We start from the raw sequence: 17,205 nt of genomic DNA, 5'->3' as shown, positions 1-17,205 counted from the left end.
TCCGTCTCATGGGCGCGACCGGCCACTCACGGCCCCGCACCCGCCCCCCAACCGCTGCCCCGAGCCATGTGGGCGCCGGGTACCGAACCCATGCCACCCTTGACCCATGCCCGAAGGTGACACCGTCTGGCAAGCGGCGGGACGACTCCACACCGCCCTCGCCGGCAAGGTGCTGTCCCGCTCCGACCTACGCGTACCGAAGTACGCCACGGCCGACCTCACCGGCCGTACCGTCCTGGAGGTGACGCCCCGCGGCAAGCACCTCCTCACCCGCATCGAGGGCGGCCTGACCCTCCACTCGCACCTGCGGATGGACGGCTCCTGGAAGGTGTACGCCAACGGCGAGCGCTGGCGCGGCGGCCCGGCACACCAGATCCGCGCGATCCTGGGCAACACCGACCGCACGGCCGTCGGCTATCGCCTCCCCGTACTGGAGTTGATCCGCACCACCGACGAACACCACGCCGTCGGCCACCTCGGCCCCGACCTGCTCGGCGCGGACTGGGACCCCGACCGGGCCCTCACCAACCTCCTGAGCGACCCCACCCGTGCCCTCGGCGAGGCCCTCCTGGACCAGCGCAATCTCGCCGGTATCGGCAATGTCTACAAGAGCGAGCTCTGCTTCCTGCTCCGGGTCACCCCCTGGGTCCCCGTCGGCGCCCTCCCCGAGGACCTCGCCGCCCGGCTGCCCGCGCTCGCCGAGAAACTCCTCGAAGCCAACCGCGACCGCCCGATCCGCAACACGACAGGCCGCCGCCACCACGACCTGTTCGTGTACGGCCGGGCGCCCCGTCCCTGCCTTCGCTGCCACACCCCCGTCCGCGCGGCCGACCAGGGCGACGGCTCCCGCGAACGCCCCACCTACTGGTGCCCCACCTGCCAGTCGGGCCCGGCGCCGGCACCGGGCTCTGCCAGAACACCCCGCCCGAACCCCCGCGTTCAACGCCGTACACCCAATTGACGGACCGTCAGAAACGCTCGTACCGTCACCTCATGCCCATCCCGGCGTACGACCTCACCGGCCGCACCGCGTTCGTCACCGGCGCCGGCAGCGGTATCGGCCGCGCGTCGGCCGTACTGCTCGCCGAGGCGGGCGCGACGGTGCACTGCGCGGACCGCGACGCGCAGGGCCTGCACGAGACGGCGACCCTCATCAAGGCCAGGAACGGCACCGCCCGCACCCACCACCTCGACGTCACCGACCGCGCCCAGCTGACGCAGGCCGTGGCCTCGTGCGAACGGCTCCATGTGATGGCGGCGATCGCCGGGATCATGCACAGCAGCCCGGTGCTGGAGACCCGGGACGAGGATCTCGAACGGGTGTGGAGCGTCAACTTCAAGGGTGTGCTCCACGCCTGCCAGGCGGCGGCCCGCCGGATGATCGCCGACGAGACGCGGGGCAGCATCGTCACCATGGCCTCCGGCGCCGTCGACACCGGGGGTCCGGGGCTGCTCTGCTACGGCGTGACCAAGGCGGCGGTGGTCCAGCTGACCAAGACCCTGGCGACCGAGGTAGGCCCGCACGGCATCCGCGTCAACGCGGTGGCCCCGGGCTGGATCCGTACACCCATGACCGACCGCCACGACGGCGAGGCACAGGCGCGGACGGAGTCCTTCATGGCCCGGCTGTCACCGCTCAGCCGAGTCGGCGAGCCCGACGACATCGCGCACGCCGTGCTGCACCTCGCCTCCGAGGCCTCGGCGTTCACGACGGGCCAGATCCTCCGCCCGAACGGCGGGGTGGCCATGCCCTGGTGACCGCGGCCCCCACCGCGCCCTCCAGAACCGGGCCACCCCCCGCGCCCCCTGACGCGTCCCCCGACCGTCCCAGCGCCCGCCCCTTCGGCACGCAGTGCACAGGCAGGAGGCTCAGCCCCCACCCCCCGGCCGCGACCGCCCCCTCCACCGCGCCGGCATCCGGCACCAGCGCGAGCCGCAGCACACCCCACCACCACAACGCACCGAGCCCCAGAGCCGCCCCCCAGCGAACTATCCGCATGGCCGCCACCTCCAAGGCCTCCGGGCCCCCAGAACGACGCTAGACGGCCCTCGTCACGGCCGGAGAGGGCGCACCACCGGCACAGGGACGCACGACCCCCTCACAGGGACCGCGTCCACAGGGCGCGTGATGCGCCCCACAGCCGCTCACCGCCGACCTCACGCCCCCGGCGCGCCCACCCCCGAGGAGGCGCACGACCCACCGGTCACGCGGTCACGAAAGGCCGGCACACGCACGCGTTCGCCACGCGCCGCCCACTCTCCGCGCGCTACCCGTTCTCCGCCTGGAACATCCAGTGGTGCTTCTCAAGATCCGCCGTGATCCCGATGAAAATGTCCTGGCTCACCGGATCCGCCTCCGCGGTGCTCTCCACCCGCGTCCGCATCCGGGTGATCACCGCACCGAGCGCGTCCACCAGGGCCCTCACCGCGTCCGCGTCCTTGACCCAGCCGTCCGGGATTGTGCCGATACCGCTGCTCCCGGCCACCGTTCCGGCCCGCCCGTCCGGCGGGACACCGAGGGTGGAGGCGCGTTCGGCGACCGTGTCGGAGTGCAGCCGGGCGGTGTCCACGACCTCGTCGAGCTGGAGATGGACCGAGCGGAAGCGCGGCCCGACCACGTTCCAGTGGATCTGCTTGGCCACGAGGGAGAGGTCGACGAGATCGACCAGGGCGCCCTGCAGCGCCTCGGAGACGGTCTTGAGATCGGCCTCGGACAGCGGGCTCTTCACGACGTACATCGGCAAGCTCCGGTTTCTTCAGACGACCGTACGACCGTGTGCGCCCGTACGACCCCGTTCCCGCACCTCCACCATGACCGCACACCACCACCCCGGCAAACGGGAGCCCCGGGGCCCTGATCTCCCCGACCGGCGCAACGCAAAAGCCCCGGTCGGCGCCCCAGGTCTCCCTGGAGGCCCCGGCCGGGGCTCACTCTTCGCTTCTACCTCTTCACCGGCGCGCGCCGCACCTCACGCGGACAGTCGCGGCGGGTCAGGCCGCGACGACGTCCACCGCTTCGGCAGGCGCCTTGATCGTGACCCGCTCCGGCGGCACGCCGGCCACCGACACGGAGTTGAGCATCGGTCGACGTACTGGTGCTGGCACCGGCTCGGTGACAGCTGCGGACTGGGCCAGCTCGGCAAGGGCGAGCTCGTCACTCACTTCCCGCATGAGCTCGGACATCCGTACGTCCAGCGCGTCGCAAATGGCGGAGAGCAGCTCGGAGGATGCCTCCTTCTGCCCCCGCTCCACCTCGGAGAGATAGCCGAGTGAGACTCGGGCGGACGAGGAGACTTCGCGCAGAGTACGGCCCTGGCGCTGGCGCTGCCGACGCAGCACGTCACCAAGCAGGCGACGGAGCAGAATCATCGGTGGCTCCCTCCTCGGACCGCGTAGCCGCATCCTTCACGCCCCACCGTACCGCCTTGCGCTGCGGCCGTGCGGGGAGCGCTGTTGTGTTCACTCAGGGCTGTAAACATCAGGTCCCCCCGTTCTGTTCCGTATCCTGTGCCCGCTCGTTCCCGGTCTGTTCGCCCGCAAGCTCCTCAAGAAGCAGTGCGAGTACGCTCCGTACACTCTCCATACGGATTTCCGTCCGGCCGCCGTTCAACCGCAACGACGACACTTTCCCGCCACCTGATACGCCCGAATCCGCTGCGCCCGGCCCGGCGACGGCCACATGGACCGTGCCGACGGGCCGGCCGTCCTGGGGGTCCGGGCCCGCGACACCGGTGGTCGAAATTCCCCAGTCGGCGCCGAGCGCCTTGCGGACGCCCTCCGCCATCTGCACCGCGACCTGCGGATCCACCGCTCCATGCTGGTCCAGGAGAGTGGCGTCGACATCGAGCAACTGGTGCTTGAGCTCCGTGGCGTACGCGGTGACCGAGCCCCGGAACGCCTGGGAGGCCCCGGGGACCGCAGTGAGTTCGGCCGCGACCAGACCGCCGGTCAACGACTCCGCGACAGCGAGCGTCTCACCCTTCACTGTCAGTAGTCGCAGCACTTCGGCGGCCGTGGAAGTCAACGCTCCGCTCCCTCCGCTGCGGCTTCGCGCTCGGCGGTCCCGCTCCGGCGCAGCACAATGGCCTGTCTCACATAGTCAAGTCCGGTGACTACGGTCAGAATGACCGCCGCGGCCATCACCCACCACCTCAGGGTGGCCAGGGGGCCCTCCAGCGCCAGGACGTACATCCCGACGGCGATGCCCTGGGTCAGGGTCTTCAGCTTGCCGCCGCGGCTCGCCGGGATGACCCCGTACCGGATGACGACGAAGCGCAGAAGCGTGATCCCGAGTTCCCGGCCGAGGATCACCCCCGTCACCCACCACGGCAGATCGCCGAGGGAGGACAGGCAGATCAGCGCGGCACCCATGATCGCCTTGTCGGCGATGGGATCGGCGATCTTCCCGAAGTCGGTGACGAGGTCGTACGTGCGGGCCAGGTGGCCGTCGAAGATGTCGGTGATCATGGCGACGGCGAAGGCGGCCCAGGCCCAGGCCCGCCAGACCGGGTCGTACCCGCCGTCCATGAGCATCAGCGCGACGAAGCCCGGTACGAGGACCAGGCGGACCATGGTCAGGATGTTCGCGATGTTCCAGAGGCTGGCCTGGTTGACGGCGGCAGCTCCCAGCTTCCCGCCACGCACGGGCCGCGTATCCCCGGCAGCGCTCGGGGCGCCGGGAACGCCGGAGGCGCTCGTCGCGCCCTTGGCGCCGGGAGGGCCGCCCGCCGCGGATGCCGGGGCTCCCGTCATCTGGCCGCCTCCTCAGTACACACGAGGGAGCCGAGCGAACCCGGCAGCACCTCGGCCACCAGGTCGACGCCTTCCGTGCCGACCACCTTGGCCTCGACCACAAGGCCGACGCTCAGCCCCTCGCCGCTCGTGAACAGCACCTGGCCGTCCGTCTCGGGCGCCTGGTGAGCGCCGCGGCCGTAGGCACCCTCTTCGCCGTCGACCGACTCGACCAGCACGTGCACGGTCTGCCCGACGCGTTCCTCGGCACGCTGCGAGACCAGCTCCTCGGCCAGCCTCGAAACCCGCGCGAGCCGCTCGGCCACCACGTCCTCGGCCAGCTTGTTCTCGTACGTCGCCGCTTCGGTGCCCTCCTCGTCGGAGTACCCGAAGACGCCGATCGCGTCCAGTCTCGCGCCGTTCAGGAACCGCTCCAGCTCCGCGAGGTCGTCCTCGGTCTCGCCGGGGAAGCCCACGATGAAGTTGGACCGCACGCCGGCCTCGGGTGCCTTGCCGCGGATGGTGTCGAGCAGCTCCAGGAAGCGGTCGGTGTCGCCGAAGCGGCGCATCGAGCGCAGCACGGCCGGGGCGGAGTGCTGGAAGGAGAGGTCGAAGTAGGGCACGACCTTGGGCGTGGAGGTGAGCACGTCGATGAGGCCGGGCCGCATCTCGGCGGGCTGGAGGTAGCTCACACGCACCCGCTCGATGCCGTCGACCTCGGCGAGCTCGGGCAGCAGGGACTCCAGGAGCCGGATGTCGCCCAGGTCCTTGCCGTACGAGGTGTTGTTCTCGGAGACCAGCATGACCTCCTTGACGCCCTGCTCGGCCAGCCAGCGTGTCTCGTTCAGCACGTCCGAGGGGCGGCGGGAGATGAAGGAGCCGCGGAAGGACGGGATGGCGCAGAAGGAGCAGCGGCGGTCGCAGCCCGAGGCCAGCTTCACGGAGGCGACGGGCGAGCCGTCCAGGCGGCGGCGCAGTGGCGAACGCGGCCCGGAGGCCGGAGCGAGGCCGTCCGGAAGGTCGACGGGGGCATGCCCCGGGAGCGCGACCTCGGCAGCCGAATCCTGGCGCTCGGCCGGGCTGATCGGCAGCAGCTTGCGCCGGTCGCGCGGGGTGTGCGAGGCGTGGATGCCGCCGTTCAGAATGGTCTGCAGGCGGTCGGAGATGTCCGCGTAGTCGTCGAAGCCGAGCACGCCGTCGGCCTCGGGCAGCGCCTCGGCGAGCTCCTTGCCGTACCGCTCGGCCATGCAGCCGACCGCGACGACGGCCTGGGTTCTGCCGTGGCCCTTGAGGTCGTTGGCCTCCAGGAGCGCATCGACGGAGTCCTTCTTGGCGGCTTCGACGAAGCCGCAGGTGTTGACGACCGCGACGTCCGCTTCCTCGGCGTCCTCGACGAGCTCCCAGCCGTCCGCCTCCAAGCGGCCTGCGAGCTCCTCCGAGTCCACCTCGTTACGGGCGCAGCCAAGAGTGACGAGTGCGACGGTACGGCGTTCAGGCATGGGCTCAAGACTACTTCGTCCGACTGACAGCCCACGTCGACGGGGTTGGCCGATCTTGGCCAACCCCGTTCACGCGCTTTCCTTCGAATCGTCCGTACATCCGTGGCCCGGACGTTCCGAAGGCTCAGCCGACCTCGGGGTCGCCCTTCGTGTACGTCAGGCGTTCGACCTGGCCGGGCTGGAAGTCGTCCTCGATCTTCTTGCCGTTGACGTAGAGCTGGACGGCCCCGGCGTCACCGAGGACGAGGTCGATCTTGGAGCCGTCCTGGAAGGTCTTGGACTCGCCCTGCTTGAGGAGTCCGTCCCACAGGAACCGGCCGTTGTGGTCCTTGGCGGAGATCCAGCTGCGGCCGTCGGAGGCGCTGACCCGTACGGTCACCTTGTCGCGGGGCGCGGCCGCGATGGCGCTGTCCGTGGGGTCGGGCTTCGGATCGGCGTCGGGCTTGTCGGCCTTGGGCGTGGGCGAGGCGGGCTTGCTGGTGGTCGGCGTGGAGCCCTCGGCGACCTGCGTGGCGTCGCCGTCGTCCCCGCGGTCGAAGGCGGTGAAGCCGACGAAGCCGATCACCGCGACGATCGCGGCGACCATGGCGGCGGTCCAGTTGGGGCCGCGCCGCTCGGGACGGATCCGTTCCGCCTCGAACATCGGGGCCGCCGGGGTCGGCGCGGGCCGCCCGCCGTGGGCCTCGTCGTACTGCTCGAGCAGGGGGACGGGGTCGGTGCGCACGGCGCGCGCGAGGGTGCGGAGGTGACCGCGGGCGTAGACATCGCCACCGCAGGGGGTGAAGTCGTCCTGCTCGATCGCGTGCACGATGGCGATGCGGACCCGGGTGGCGTTGCTGACGTCGTCGACGGTCAGCCCGGCCGCGATGCGAGCCTGCTGGAGAGCACGGCCGATCGAGGGGCGTTCCGCCATGCGTTCGTCACGGTCGTCTTCGAACGGACGCTCGTCTTCGGGGAAGTTGCCGTCAGGGGAGTTGCCGATGGACACGGGGGCGCCTTTCGAGCGTGTAGCCACCTGTGCTGGAGGTTCAGTCTAGGGGGGGTACGAAAGGGTGGGGCAACCGGGCGGTGGGACTTTGTACGCCATCAGAATGGCCGGACATCCTGCTGGTGGTGAGGGTGTGGGGCACGAGGCTGTCCCCTCGTCCAACTTGACGTACGACGAAGGGAAACGGTTGCTCACCATTTCCTTACGGATGAGTCACGTTCGAATACCCGGATGCCGTAATTGCATCCGCGTTCCGCCCGCCGGACAACCGGTTTTCCCCTGTCGTGCGCTCCTGTCACGCCCCTCCGCGATCCCGCTGCGGCCCTTACTCCCCAGTCTCCCCCCGGATCACGGCCAGCACGCCGTCCAGCTCGTCGGGTTTCACAAGAACGTCACGTGCCTTGGAGCCCTCGCTCGGCCCCACGATGCCCCGGGACTCCATGAGGTCCATGAGCCGCCCTGCCTTGGCGAAGCCGACGCGCAGCTTGCGCTGGAGCATGGAGGTCGAACCGAACTGGGTGGAGACGACCAGTTCGGCCGCCTGGCACAGCAGGTCGAGGTCGTCGCCGATCTCCTCGTCGATCTCCTTCTTCTGCTTGGTGCCCACGGTGACGTCGTCCCGGAAGACGGGAGCCATCTGGTCCTTGCAGTGCTGGACGATCGCCGCGACCTCGTCCTCGGTCACGAACGCGCCCTGCATGCGGGTCGGCTTGTTCGCCCCCATCGGCAGGAACAGTCCGTCGCCCTTGCCGATCAGCTTCTCGGCGCCGGGCTGGTCGAGGATGACGCGTGAGTCGGCGAGGGAGGAGGTGGCGAAGGCGAGCCGCGAGGGGACGTTCGCCTTGATCAGACCGGTGACGACGTCCACGGACGGCCGCTGCGTGGCGAGCACCAGGTGGATGCCGGCCGCGCGCGCGAGCTGTGTGATGCGCACGATCGCGTCCTCGACGTCCCGCGGCGCGACCATCATGAGGTCGGCGAGCTCGTCCACGATCACCAGCAGGTACGGGTACGGCTGGAGCTCGCGCTCACTGCCCTCGGGCAGCTTGACCTTGCCGTTCCTGATCGCCTCGTTGAAGTCGTCGATGTGCCGGTAGCCGAACGCGGCCAGGTCGTCGTAGCGCAGGTCCATCTCGCGCACGACCCACTGGAGCGCCTCGGCGGCCCGCTTGGGGTTGGTGATGATCGGCGTGATCAGGTGCGGGATGCCCTCGTAGGCGGTCAGCTCGACGCGCTTGGGGTCGACGAGGACCATACGGACGTCCTCGGGGGTCGCACGGACCATGACCGAGGTGATCAGGCAGTTGATGCACGACGATTTGCCCGAGCCGGTCGCACCCGCGACGAGCACATGCGGCATCTTCGCCAGGTTGGCCATCACATAGCCGCCCTCGACGTCCTTGCCGAGCGCGACCAGCATCGGGTGGTCGTCCTCGGCCGCGTCCGCGAGGCGCAGGACGTCACCGAGGTTGACCATCTCGCGGTCGGTGTTGGGGATCTCGATACCGACGGCCGACTTGCCGGGGATGGGGCTGATGATCCGTACGTCCGGGCTGGCGACGGCATAGGCGATGTTCTTGGTCAGCGCGGTGATCCGCTCGACCTTGACCGCCGGGCCCAGCTCGACCTCGTAGCGGGTGACCGTCGGCCCGCGGGTGAAGCCGGTGACGGAGGCGTCGACCTTGAACTCGGAGAACACGTTCGAGAGGGAGGCCACTATGGCGTCGTTGGCCGCGCTGCGCGTCTTGCCGGGGCCGCCCCGCTCCAGGAGGTCGAGCGAGGGCAGGGAGTAGGTGATGTCGCCGGAGAGCTGCAGCTGTTCGGCGCGCGGCGGCAGCTCGCGGGGCTCGTCCGGAGCCTGCTTGGTCAGGTCCGGCACCAGGGCGTCCTGCCTGGCGCCCTTGGGCGGCCTTGCGGCCGGAGGCTCCTGCCTGGGCGTCTTGCTGCGCGCGGCCGGGACGGGGGTGGTCTCCTCCCGGTCGCCCACGCTCACCCCCTGGGTGAGGTCGGCGACCACCGGGGAGGGCGGCATCCCGTGCAGCACGGCCCCATCCAGCGCGGCAGCGGCGGCCGCGGCGACGTCCACGGCGTCCATCTGCCGGTTCGGGTCGGGCTGCCGTACGGCGGAGCGCCTCGGGCGGCGCCTGGTGAGTGCCTCCTGCTCGGCGCCGTCGGGGTCGTACGCCTCGGGGGCGGAGCCGCGCCTGCGGGAGCGCGCGGGCAGCGCATCGCGCCACTGCTCGTCGTAGCGGTCGTCGTCCTGCGCGTACTCGTCGTACTCGTCGTCGTCCGCGACGATGCCCAGCTTCTGCCCGAGCAGCCGCAGCCGCTGCGGGATCGCGTTGACCGGAGTGGCGGTGACGACGAGCAGCCCGAAGACCGTGAGCAGCACGAGCATCGCCACGGCGAGGGCCTCGCCCATGGTGTACGTCAGCGGGGTGGCGGTGCCCCAGCCGATGAGCCCTCCTGCGTCTCTTATCGCCTGCATGCCGGCGCTGCGGGCGGGCGAGCCGCACGCGAGGTGGACCTGGCCGAGGATGCCGATGACGAGTGCTGACAGGCCGATGACGATGCGACCGTTGGCATCCGGCTTCTCGGGGTGCCGGATGAACCGTACGGCGATGACCGCGAGCAGTATCGGCACGAGCAGGTCGAGCCGGCCGAAGGCGCCGGTCACGAGCATCTCGACAAGATCGCCGACCGGGCCGCGCAGGTTGGACCAGGTGCCGGCGGCGACGATCAGGGCGAGGGCGAGCAGCAGCAGCGCGACACCGTCCTTGCGGTGCGCCGGGTCGAGACCCTTCGCGCCCTGCCCTATGCCACGGAAGACGGCGCCGACGGCGTGCGCGGCACCGAGCCAGATGGCGCGTACGAGTCTGTACACGCCTCCGGTGGGATTGGGCGCCGGCTTCGGAGGGGCCGTCTTCTTCGCCGTCGCCTTCTTGGCGGGTGCCTTCCTGGCGGCGGCTTTCTTCGCGGGGGCCTTCTTCGCCGGAGCCTTCGTCGGAGCGGCCGCCTTCTTCGCGGGCGGCTTCTTCGCTGCGGACTGACGTGAGGCCATGGGTGTGAGGTTACCGGTGGAGGCCACAGCCGACACGTGTGCCTACTGCTTCACCCGTTCGTGTCGCGTACTCGAAGCCCCGAGGCTGACCCGGCCTGACAGTCCCTCAGCCCTTGCAGCCGGCTGACAACCAAGCGCGGGTCGGGGGCACTTGTGTGACACCGACCCGCGCTCCGGAACGTGCTCAGTTCTGCGACGGCAGCGCCGAGGGACCGCCCGTGCCCGGCTCCAACGCGTCCAGCGCCCTGCGCAGGCCCGTCAATTTGCGTTCGAGATGGGCCGCGGTGGCCACGGCAGCGGCGTCCGCCGAGTCGTCGTCAAGTTGCTTGGACAGCGCCTCGGCCTGCTCCTCGACGGCGGCGAGCCGGGCGGAGAGCTCGGCGAGGATGCCGCCGGAGGGCTCCTTGGAACCGCCCGCCGCACCCTTCCCGCCACCCTCCAACTGGAGCCGCAGCAGCGCCGCCTGCTCCCTGAGCTGGCAGTTCTTCATGTACAGCTCGACGAACACCGAGACCTTGGCGCGCAGCACCCAGGGGTCGAACGGCTTCGAGATGTAGTCGACCGCACCCGCCGCGTACCCACGGAACGTGTGGTGCGGTCCGTGGTTGATGGCGGTGAGGAAAATGATCGGGATGTCCCGGGTCCGTTCGCGCCGCTTGATGTGCGCGGCCGTTTCGAAACCGTCCATTCCCGGCATCTGGACGTCCAGCAGAATGACCGCGAAGTCGTCCGTCAGCAGCGCCTTGAGCGCTTCCTCCCCGGACGATGCCCGCACCAGTGTCTGATCGAGCGCGGAGAGGATGGCCTCCAGCGCCAACAGATTCTCCGGCCGGTCATCGACCAGGAGGATCTTGGCCTTCTGCACCATGGCCCGCCCTCCTCGCCCCGGCTTGGGGCCTCCCCTGTCCGCAGGACTCGACGTGACACCACTCGGCGTCACCCCAGGGGACGACTCCCTCGCGCCACCCGTCCTTGTGCCGGTCATCGTAGCCGCACCCCGCCCGTCGCCACACCCTGTCACCGTGATGTCACTGTGCTCGTAGCAGAAACGCAAGCGGGGACCAGAAGGTTCCCCGAATCCCGCGTTTCTACACGACCCCGGCCACACTCAGTCAGCAACTCGGTGTGCCCTCGGACGGGTTGCGACCACCGGCCGCCCGTCCTGTCACTCACTTCGCATCCACTGCTCCATGACCGACAGCAGATGATCCGGATCGACCGGCTTCGTCACATAGTCGGAGGCTCCCGAGTCGATCGCCTTCTCCCGGTCGCCCTTCATCGCCTTGGCCGTCAGCGCGATGATCGGCAGTCCGGCGAACTGGGGCATCCGGCGGATCGCCGTGGTCGTCGCGTATCCGTCCATCTCCGGCATCATGATGTCCATCAGAACGACCGTCACGTCGTCGTGCTGTTCCAGGACCTCGATGCCCTCGCGGCCGTTCTCGGCGTACAGCACGGACAGACCGTGCTGCTCCAGGACGCTGGTGAGCGCGAAGACGTTACGGATGTCGTCGTCGACGATGAGCACCTTCTCGCTGTCGAAGCGAATCGTCCGGCGCGGCTGCGCCGCCGCCTCCTGCGCGGCATGTTGCGCCCAGTGCTCCTGTGTCTGCCCGTTGCCCTGGTACAGGTCCGACGGGGAGCCCGTCGGCACGGACCTGCGACGCCGCCGGAAGAGCGCGGCGGCCCCGTTCTGCGTCTCGCGGTACGACCTCACCTCGGCCGGCGTCTCGGTGCGCTCGGCCAGCTCCTGCTCGGAGGCCAGCAGCTCCCCCGCCTCCAGCGCGGCGGGCGCACTGTGCGCATAGCCCTGCGGGGGCAGTTCGCTCGGGTGCAGCGGCAAATACAGGGTGAAGGTGGAGCCGCGTCCCGGCTCGCTCTGCGCGTAAATCTCGCCGCCCAGCAGCCGGGCGATCTCCCGCGAGATGGACAGCCCCAGGCCCGTACCGCCGTACTTGCGGCTCGTGGTGCCGTCCGCCTGCTTGAACGCCTCGAAGATGACCCGCATCTTGCTGGCCGCGATGCCGATGCCCGTGTCCGTCACCGAGAACGCGATCATGGGGGCGTCCGCGTCCCGCAGCGAGCCCGCCTCCAGCAGCTGCTCCTTGATGGCCACCGGCGCATCCGCGCCGGCCGGCCTGATGACCAGTTCCACGGCCCCGGAGTCGGTGAACTTCACCGCGTTGGACAGCAGGTTCCGCAGCACCTGCAACAGCCTCTGCTCGTCGGTGTGCAGCGTGGCGGGCAGCTCCGGCGAGACCCGTACGGAGAAGTCGAGGCCCTTCTCCGCGGTCAGCGGCCGGAAGGTGGCCTCCACGTAGTCGACGAGCTGGACGAGGGCGATACGGGTCGGCGAGACGTCCATCTTGCCCGCCTCGACCTTCGACAGGTCCAGGATGTCGTTGATCAGCTGGAGCAGGTCGGAGCCCGCTCCGTGGATCGTCTCGGAGAACTCGACCTGCTTGGGCGTCAGGTTCGACTCGGCGTTGTCGGCGAGCAGCTTGGCGAGGATCAGCAGCGAGTTGAGCGGGGTGCGCAGCTCGTGCGACATGTTCGCCAGGAACTCGCTCTTGTAGCGCATGGAGACCGCGAGCTGCTCGGCGCGCTCCTCCAGGACCTGACGCGCCTCCTCGATCTCGGTGTTCTTGACCTCGATGTCGCGGTTCTGCCGGGCCAGCAGCTCGGCCTTCTCCTCCAGTTCGGCGTTGGACGCCTGGAGTGCCTTCTGCCGGTTCTCCAACTCGTCGGACCGCTCGCGCAGTTGCTCGGTCAGCTCCTGCGACTGCTTCAGCAGCACCTCGGTCTTGGTGTTCACGGAGATGGTGTTGACGCTCGTCGCGATCATCTCCGCGATCTGGTTCAGGAAGTCCTTCTGGATCTGCGTGAACGGCGTGAACGACGCCAGCTCGATCACGCCGAGCACGGTCCCCTCGAAGAGCACCGGAAGCACGATGACCTGCGCCGGGGGCGCCTCACCGAGCCCGGAGGAGATCTTCAGATAGCCACTCGGCGCGTTCTCCACCAGGATCGTGCGCTTCTCCTTCGCGGCCGTCCCGACCAGCGCCTCACCGGGCCGGAACGACGTCGGCATGGAGCCCATGGAGTAGCCGTACGAGCCGAGCATGCGCAGCTCGTACTGCTCGTCGTTGTCCGGGGCCAGGTCCTTGCCGTCCAGGAACGGCAGCGCGAGGAAGAAGGCGCCGTGCTGCGCGGACACCACCGGCGTCAGCTCGCTCATGATCAGCGATGCCACGTCGTCGAGGTCCCGGCGGCCCTGCATCAGGGCGGAGATCCGGGCGAGGTTGCCCTTGAGCCAGTCCTGCTCCTGATTGGCGATCGTGGTGTCGCGCAGGTTGGCGATCATCTTGTTGATGTAGTCCTGCAGTTCCTTGATCTCGCCGGACGCGTCGACGTCGATCTTGAGGTTCAGGTCGCCCCGGGTCACCGCGGTGGCCACGCGCGCGATGGCGCGCACCTGCCGGGTCAGGTTCCCGGCCATCTCGTTCACCGACTCGGTGAGGTCCCGCCAGGTGCCGTCGACGTCCCGCACCCGCGCCAGACCGCCCAGCTGGCCCTCGGTGCCCACCTCGCGGGCCACCCGGGTGACCTCCTCGGCGAAGGACGACAGCTGGTCGACCATCGTGTTGATGGTGGTCTTGAGCTCCAGGATCTCGCCGCGCGCGTCGATGTCGATCTTCTTGGTCAGGTCGCCCTTGGCGATGGCGGTCGTGACCATCGCGATGTTGCGCACCTGTCCGGTGAGGTTGGACGCCATCGAGTTCACGGACTCGGTGAGGTCCTTCCACGTGCCCGCCACACCCGGTACATGCGCCTGGCCGCCCAGGATGCCGTCCGTGCCCACCTCACGGGCCACCTTGGTGACCTGGTCGGCGAACGAACTCAGCGTCTTCACCATGCTGTTGAAGGTGTCGGCGAGCTCCGCGACCTCGCCGGCCGCCTCGATCGTCACCGTACGCGTCAGGTCCCCGTTGGCGACGGCGGCCGCGACCTGGGAGATGTTCCGCACCTGCATGGTGAGGTTCTTGGCCATCAGGTTGACGTTGCCGCTGAGGTCCTTCCAGATGCCGGTGATGCCCGGCACGTGCGCCTGGCCGCCCAGAATGCCCTCGGTGCCCACCTCACGGGCCACCCGGGTCACCTGCTCGGCGAAGGACGACAGCTGGTCGACCATCGTGTTGACGGTGGTGACGAGTTCGAGGATCTCGCCCTTGGCGTCGACGGTGATCTTCTTCGACAGGTCGCCCTTGGCGACAGCGGTCGTGACCTCGGCGATCTGACGCACCTGGATCGTCAGGTTGTTCGCCATGAAGTTCACCGACTGCGTGAGGTCCTTCCAGGTGCCGGAGACACCCTGCACCTCGGCCTGACCGCCGAGCTGACCCTCCGTGCCCACCTCGCGGGCGACCCTGGTGACCTCCTCCGCGAACGACGACAGCTGGTCCACCATCGTGTTCAGCGTGTTCTTCAGCTCCAGGATCTCACCGCGCGCGTCCACGGTGATCTTCTGGGAGAGGTCTCCACGGGCCACCGCCGTGGCGACCTGCGCGATGTTGCGCACCTGACCGGTCAGGTTGCCGGCCATCCCGTTCACGGACTCGGTGAGATCGCGCCACACCCCGGCGACACCAGGCACCTGCGCCTGACCGCCGAGGCGGCCCTCCGTGCCCACGTCCCGGGCGACCCGGGTCACCTGGTCGGCGAAGGAGGAGAGCTGGTCGACCATCGTGTTGATGGTGTTCTTCAGCTCCAGGATCTCGCCGCGCGCGTCGACGTCGATCTTCTGGGACAGGTCTCCCCGCGCCACGGCCGTCGTCACCTGCGCGATGTTGCGCACCTGCGAGGTGAGGTTGCCGGCCATCGAGTTGACGGAGTCGGTGAGTTCCTTCCACGTACCGGACACACCGTCCACGCGAGCCTGACCGCCGAGGCGGCCCTCCGTGCCCACGTCCCGGGCCATGCGCGTCACCTGGTCCGCGAACGACGACAGCTGGTCCACCATCGTGTTCACGGTGTTCTTCAGTTCGAGCATCTCGCCCGCGACATCGACGGTGACCTTCTGCGAGAGGTCACCGTTGGCCACGGCCGTCGTCACCGCCGCGATGTTCCTCACCTGTCCGGTGAGATTCCGGAACGCGGTGTTGACGGAGTCCGTCAGATCCTTCCACGTACCGGCCGCGCCGGGCACCTGCGCCTGACCGCCCAGCCGGCCCTCGGCACCGACCTCGTTGGCCACCCGCGTGACCTCGGCACCGAAGTACGAGAGCTGGTCGACCATCCCGTTGACGGTGTTCTTCAGCTCCAGCATCTCGCCGGCCACGTCCACGGTGACCTTCTGCGAGAGGTCACCGTTGGCCACGGCCGTCGTCACCGCCGCGATGTCCCGCACCTGGATCGTGAGATTCCGGAAGACCGTGTTCACCGAATCGGTGAGGTCCTTCCACGTTCCCGCCGCGCCCGGCACCTGCGCCTGACCGCCCAGCCTGCCCTCGGCACCGACCTCGTTCGCCACCCGCGTGACCTCGTCGGCGAAGATCCGCAGCGTCTCGGTCATCTGGTTGATGGTCTCGGCGAGTTTGGCCACCTCACCGCGTGCGGGCACCGTGACCTTCTGCGACAGGTCACCGTTGGCGACCGCGGTGGTGACCTGGGCGATCCCTCGCACCTGTGCGGTGAGATTGCCGGCCATGGTGTTCACCGAATCGGTGAGCTCCTTCCACACACCCGCCACACCCGGCACCTCGGCCTGACCGCCGAGCTGCCCGTCGGTGCCCACCTCGCGAGCGACCCGGGTCACCTCGGAGGAGAACGCGGAGAGCTGGTCGACCATCGTGTTGACGGTCTCCTTCAGCTCCAGCATCTCGCCGGCCACATGAACCGTGACCTTCCGGGACAAGTCACCCTTCGCCACCGCGGTCGTCACCAGGGCGATGTCCCTCACCTGTGCGGTGAGCCGGTGCGCCATGGTGTTGACGGACTCCGTCAGGTCCTTCCACGAACCGGACATGCCACGCACCTTGGCCTGCCCGCCCAGCTTGCCCTCGGTGCCCACCTCGCTGGCCACCCGGGTGACCTCGTCGGTGAACGTCGACAGCTGGTCGACCAGGTTGTTGACCGTACGCCCGACCTTCAGGAACTCCCCGCGCAGCGGATGCCCGGTCCCGTCCGGCCCCTGCGACCGCAGCTCCATGCGCGGCGACAGATCGCCGTCCGCGACGGCCGACAGCACCCGGCTGACCTCGGAGACAGGCCGTACGAGGTCGTCGACCAGCGCGTTCGACGCGTCGATCGCAGCCGCCCAGGACCCCTCGGTGGCACCCGTCTCCAGCCGCTCGGTGAGCTTGCCCTCACGCCCCACCACGCGCCGTACCCGCGACAACTCGCCGGTCAGATGCAGATTCCGGTCCGCCACCTCGTTGTACACGGCGGCGATCTCGGCCATCACACCGTCGCCCGAGACGGTCAGCCGCTTGCGGAAATTGCCGTCCCGCATCGCCTCCAGCGCCGTGAGCAGCCGGTTCAGGGCAGCCGTGTCCACGGTGGTGGTCCCATTACGCGCTTTACGTGATGTGCGCTGGTCACTCAGGGACTGTCCGCCTTTCGCGCGCGCCTTAGTGCCCCGCGTCGCTGCGCCAGACTCCACTGTGTCCCTCCCGCAAGGGTCGACCGTTCCTGCTGGACGTACTTCGCCGCATTCGAACGCTTCGTACTGCTCACACTGTTCGTACCACTCGTACTGCTTCGTACTCGGATACTTCTGCTCAGCGGGCCGGGTGCCACTCCCCGACGCACTGGGAAGGTACTCGGACCGGCCCGACCTTCTCCTGGAAGCCTGCCCAGTGTTTCACCATGCCTGAACCAGGCCATAACAGTTCGGCAGCTTCGCACACGGTCCGCACACCTCCGGA

General features: G+C 69.3%; 12 protein-coding genes. 2 read left to right on the top strand and 10 right to left on the bottom strand.

Annotated elements, in window-relative coordinates; genetic code table 11:
• The first annotated feature begins 106 nt into the window (after positions 1–106).
• Together OG858_RS33450 and OG858_RS33445 are read left to right on the top strand one after the other, a co-directional pair.
• Positions 107–961, top strand: coding sequence for a DNA-formamidopyrimidine glycosylase family protein (locus OG858_RS33450; protein ID WP_086754620.1), 855 nt, complete (start codon positions 107–109; stop codon positions 959–961).
• A 32-nt stretch (positions 962–993) separates the two neighbouring features.
• Positions 994–1,758 carry an SDR family NAD(P)-dependent oxidoreductase gene (locus OG858_RS33445; protein WP_319264405.1) on the top strand — a complete coding sequence of 255 codons (765 nt, stop codon included), beginning with the start codon at positions 994–996 and terminating at the stop codon, positions 1,756–1,758.
• Here the strand turns inward: OG858_RS33445 and OG858_RS33440 are convergent.
• The 10 genes from OG858_RS33440 to OG858_RS33395 form a co-directional block, all read right to left on the bottom strand.
• A complete protein-coding gene (locus tag OG858_RS33440) occupies positions 1,706–1,999 on the bottom strand; it encodes a hypothetical protein (protein ID WP_079104296.1) in 294 nt (97 codons plus the stop codon). The two genes, OG858_RS33445 and OG858_RS33440, sit on opposite strands and share 53 nt — an antisense overlap.
• Before the next feature lie 268 nt (positions 2,000–2,267).
• Positions 2,268–2,738, bottom strand: coding sequence for a Dps family protein (locus tag OG858_RS33435; protein ID WP_319064303.1), 471 nt, complete (start codon positions 2,736–2,738; stop codon positions 2,268–2,270).
• Positions 2,739–2,991: 253 nt separating this feature from the next.
• A complete protein-coding gene (locus OG858_RS33430) occupies positions 2,992–3,369 on the bottom strand; it encodes a helix-turn-helix domain-containing protein (protein ID WP_086752029.1) in 378 nt (125 codons plus the stop codon).
• Positions 3,370–3,478: 109 nt separating this feature from the next.
• Entirely contained in the window at positions 3,479–4,024 is a 546-nt protein-coding gene (locus OG858_RS33425; RefSeq protein WP_086752031.1) for a CinA family protein, read from the bottom strand.
• Positions 4,021–4,752, bottom strand: a complete 732-nt coding sequence (gene pgsA / locus OG858_RS33420) for a CDP-diacylglycerol--glycerol-3-phosphate 3-phosphatidyltransferase (RefSeq protein WP_086752033.1) — start codon at positions 4,750–4,752, stop codon at positions 4,021–4,023. Before pgsA ends, OG858_RS33425 begins: the two co-directional genes overlap by 4 nt.
• Entirely contained in the window at positions 4,749–6,230 is a 1,482-nt protein-coding gene (gene rimO, locus OG858_RS33415; protein ID WP_086752036.1) for a 30S ribosomal protein S12 methylthiotransferase RimO, read from the bottom strand. The genes pgsA and rimO overlap by 4 nt, the downstream gene beginning before the upstream one ends.
• Positions 6,231–6,354: 124 nt before the next feature.
• Positions 6,355–7,218, bottom strand: a complete 864-nt coding sequence (locus OG858_RS33410; protein WP_086752038.1) for a helix-turn-helix domain-containing protein — start codon at positions 7,216–7,218, stop codon at positions 6,355–6,357.
• 325 nt (positions 7,219–7,543) lie between these two features.
• Positions 7,544–10,279 (bottom strand): FtsK/SpoIIIE family DNA translocase, encoded by a 2,736-nt coding sequence (locus OG858_RS33405; RefSeq protein ID WP_256960890.1) that lies wholly within the window; start codon positions 10,277–10,279, stop codon positions 7,544–7,546.
• A 184-nt stretch (positions 10,280–10,463) separates the two neighbouring features.
• Positions 10,464–11,147: a response regulator gene (locus tag OG858_RS33400; RefSeq protein WP_037701013.1), complete on the bottom strand. Its 684-nt coding sequence runs from the start codon at positions 11,145–11,147 to the stop codon at positions 10,464–10,466.
• Positions 11,148–11,444: 297 nt separating this feature from the next.
• Positions 11,445–16,835, bottom strand: a complete 5,391-nt coding sequence (locus OG858_RS33395; protein WP_408059440.1) for a HAMP domain-containing protein — start codon at positions 16,833–16,835, stop codon at positions 11,445–11,447.
• Positions 16,836–17,205 lie beyond the last annotated feature (370 nt).

The sequence above is a fragment of the Streptomyces europaeiscabiei genome (assembly GCF_036346855.1).
In the GTDB taxonomy this organism is placed as follows: domain Bacteria; phylum Actinomycetota; class Actinomycetes; order Streptomycetales; family Streptomycetaceae; genus Streptomyces; species Streptomyces europaeiscabiei.
The sequence above is the reverse complement of the archived record's forward strand: the minus strand, read 5'-3'. Positions and strand labels throughout refer to the sequence as shown.

Bases quoted from the DNA above. Each gene is read 5' to 3' on its own strand.
- OG858_RS33400 (WP_037701013.1), bottom strand. From the start codon at position 11,147: ATGGTGCAGAAGGCCAAGATCCTCCTGGTCGATGACCGGCCGGAGAAT.
- OG858_RS33435 (WP_319064303.1), bottom strand. From the start codon at position 2,738: ATGTACGTCGTGAAGAGCCCGCTGTCCGAGGCCGATCTCAAGACCGTC.
- OG858_RS33450 (WP_086754620.1), top strand. From the start codon at position 107: ATGCCCGAAGGTGACACCGTCTGGCAAGCGGCGGGACGACTCCACACC.
- OG858_RS33405 (WP_256960890.1), bottom strand. From the start codon at position 10,279: ATGGCCTCACGTCAGTCCGCAGCGAAGAAGCCGCCCGCGAAGAAGGCG.
- OG858_RS33440 (WP_079104296.1), bottom strand. From the start codon at position 1,999: ATGCGGATAGTTCGCTGGGGGGCGGCTCTGGGGCTCGGTGCGTTGTGG.
- OG858_RS33445 (WP_319264405.1), top strand. From the start codon at position 994: ATGCCCATCCCGGCGTACGACCTCACCGGCCGCACCGCGTTCGTCACC.
- pgsA (WP_086752033.1), bottom strand. From the start codon at position 4,752: ATGACGGGAGCCCCGGCATCCGCGGCGGGCGGCCCTCCCGGCGCCAAG.
- rimO (WP_086752036.1), bottom strand. From the start codon at position 6,230: ATGCCTGAACGCCGTACCGTCGCACTCGTCACTCTTGGCTGCGCCCGT.
- OG858_RS33430 (WP_086752029.1), bottom strand. From the start codon at position 3,369: ATGATTCTGCTCCGTCGCCTGCTTGGTGACGTGCTGCGTCGGCAGCGC.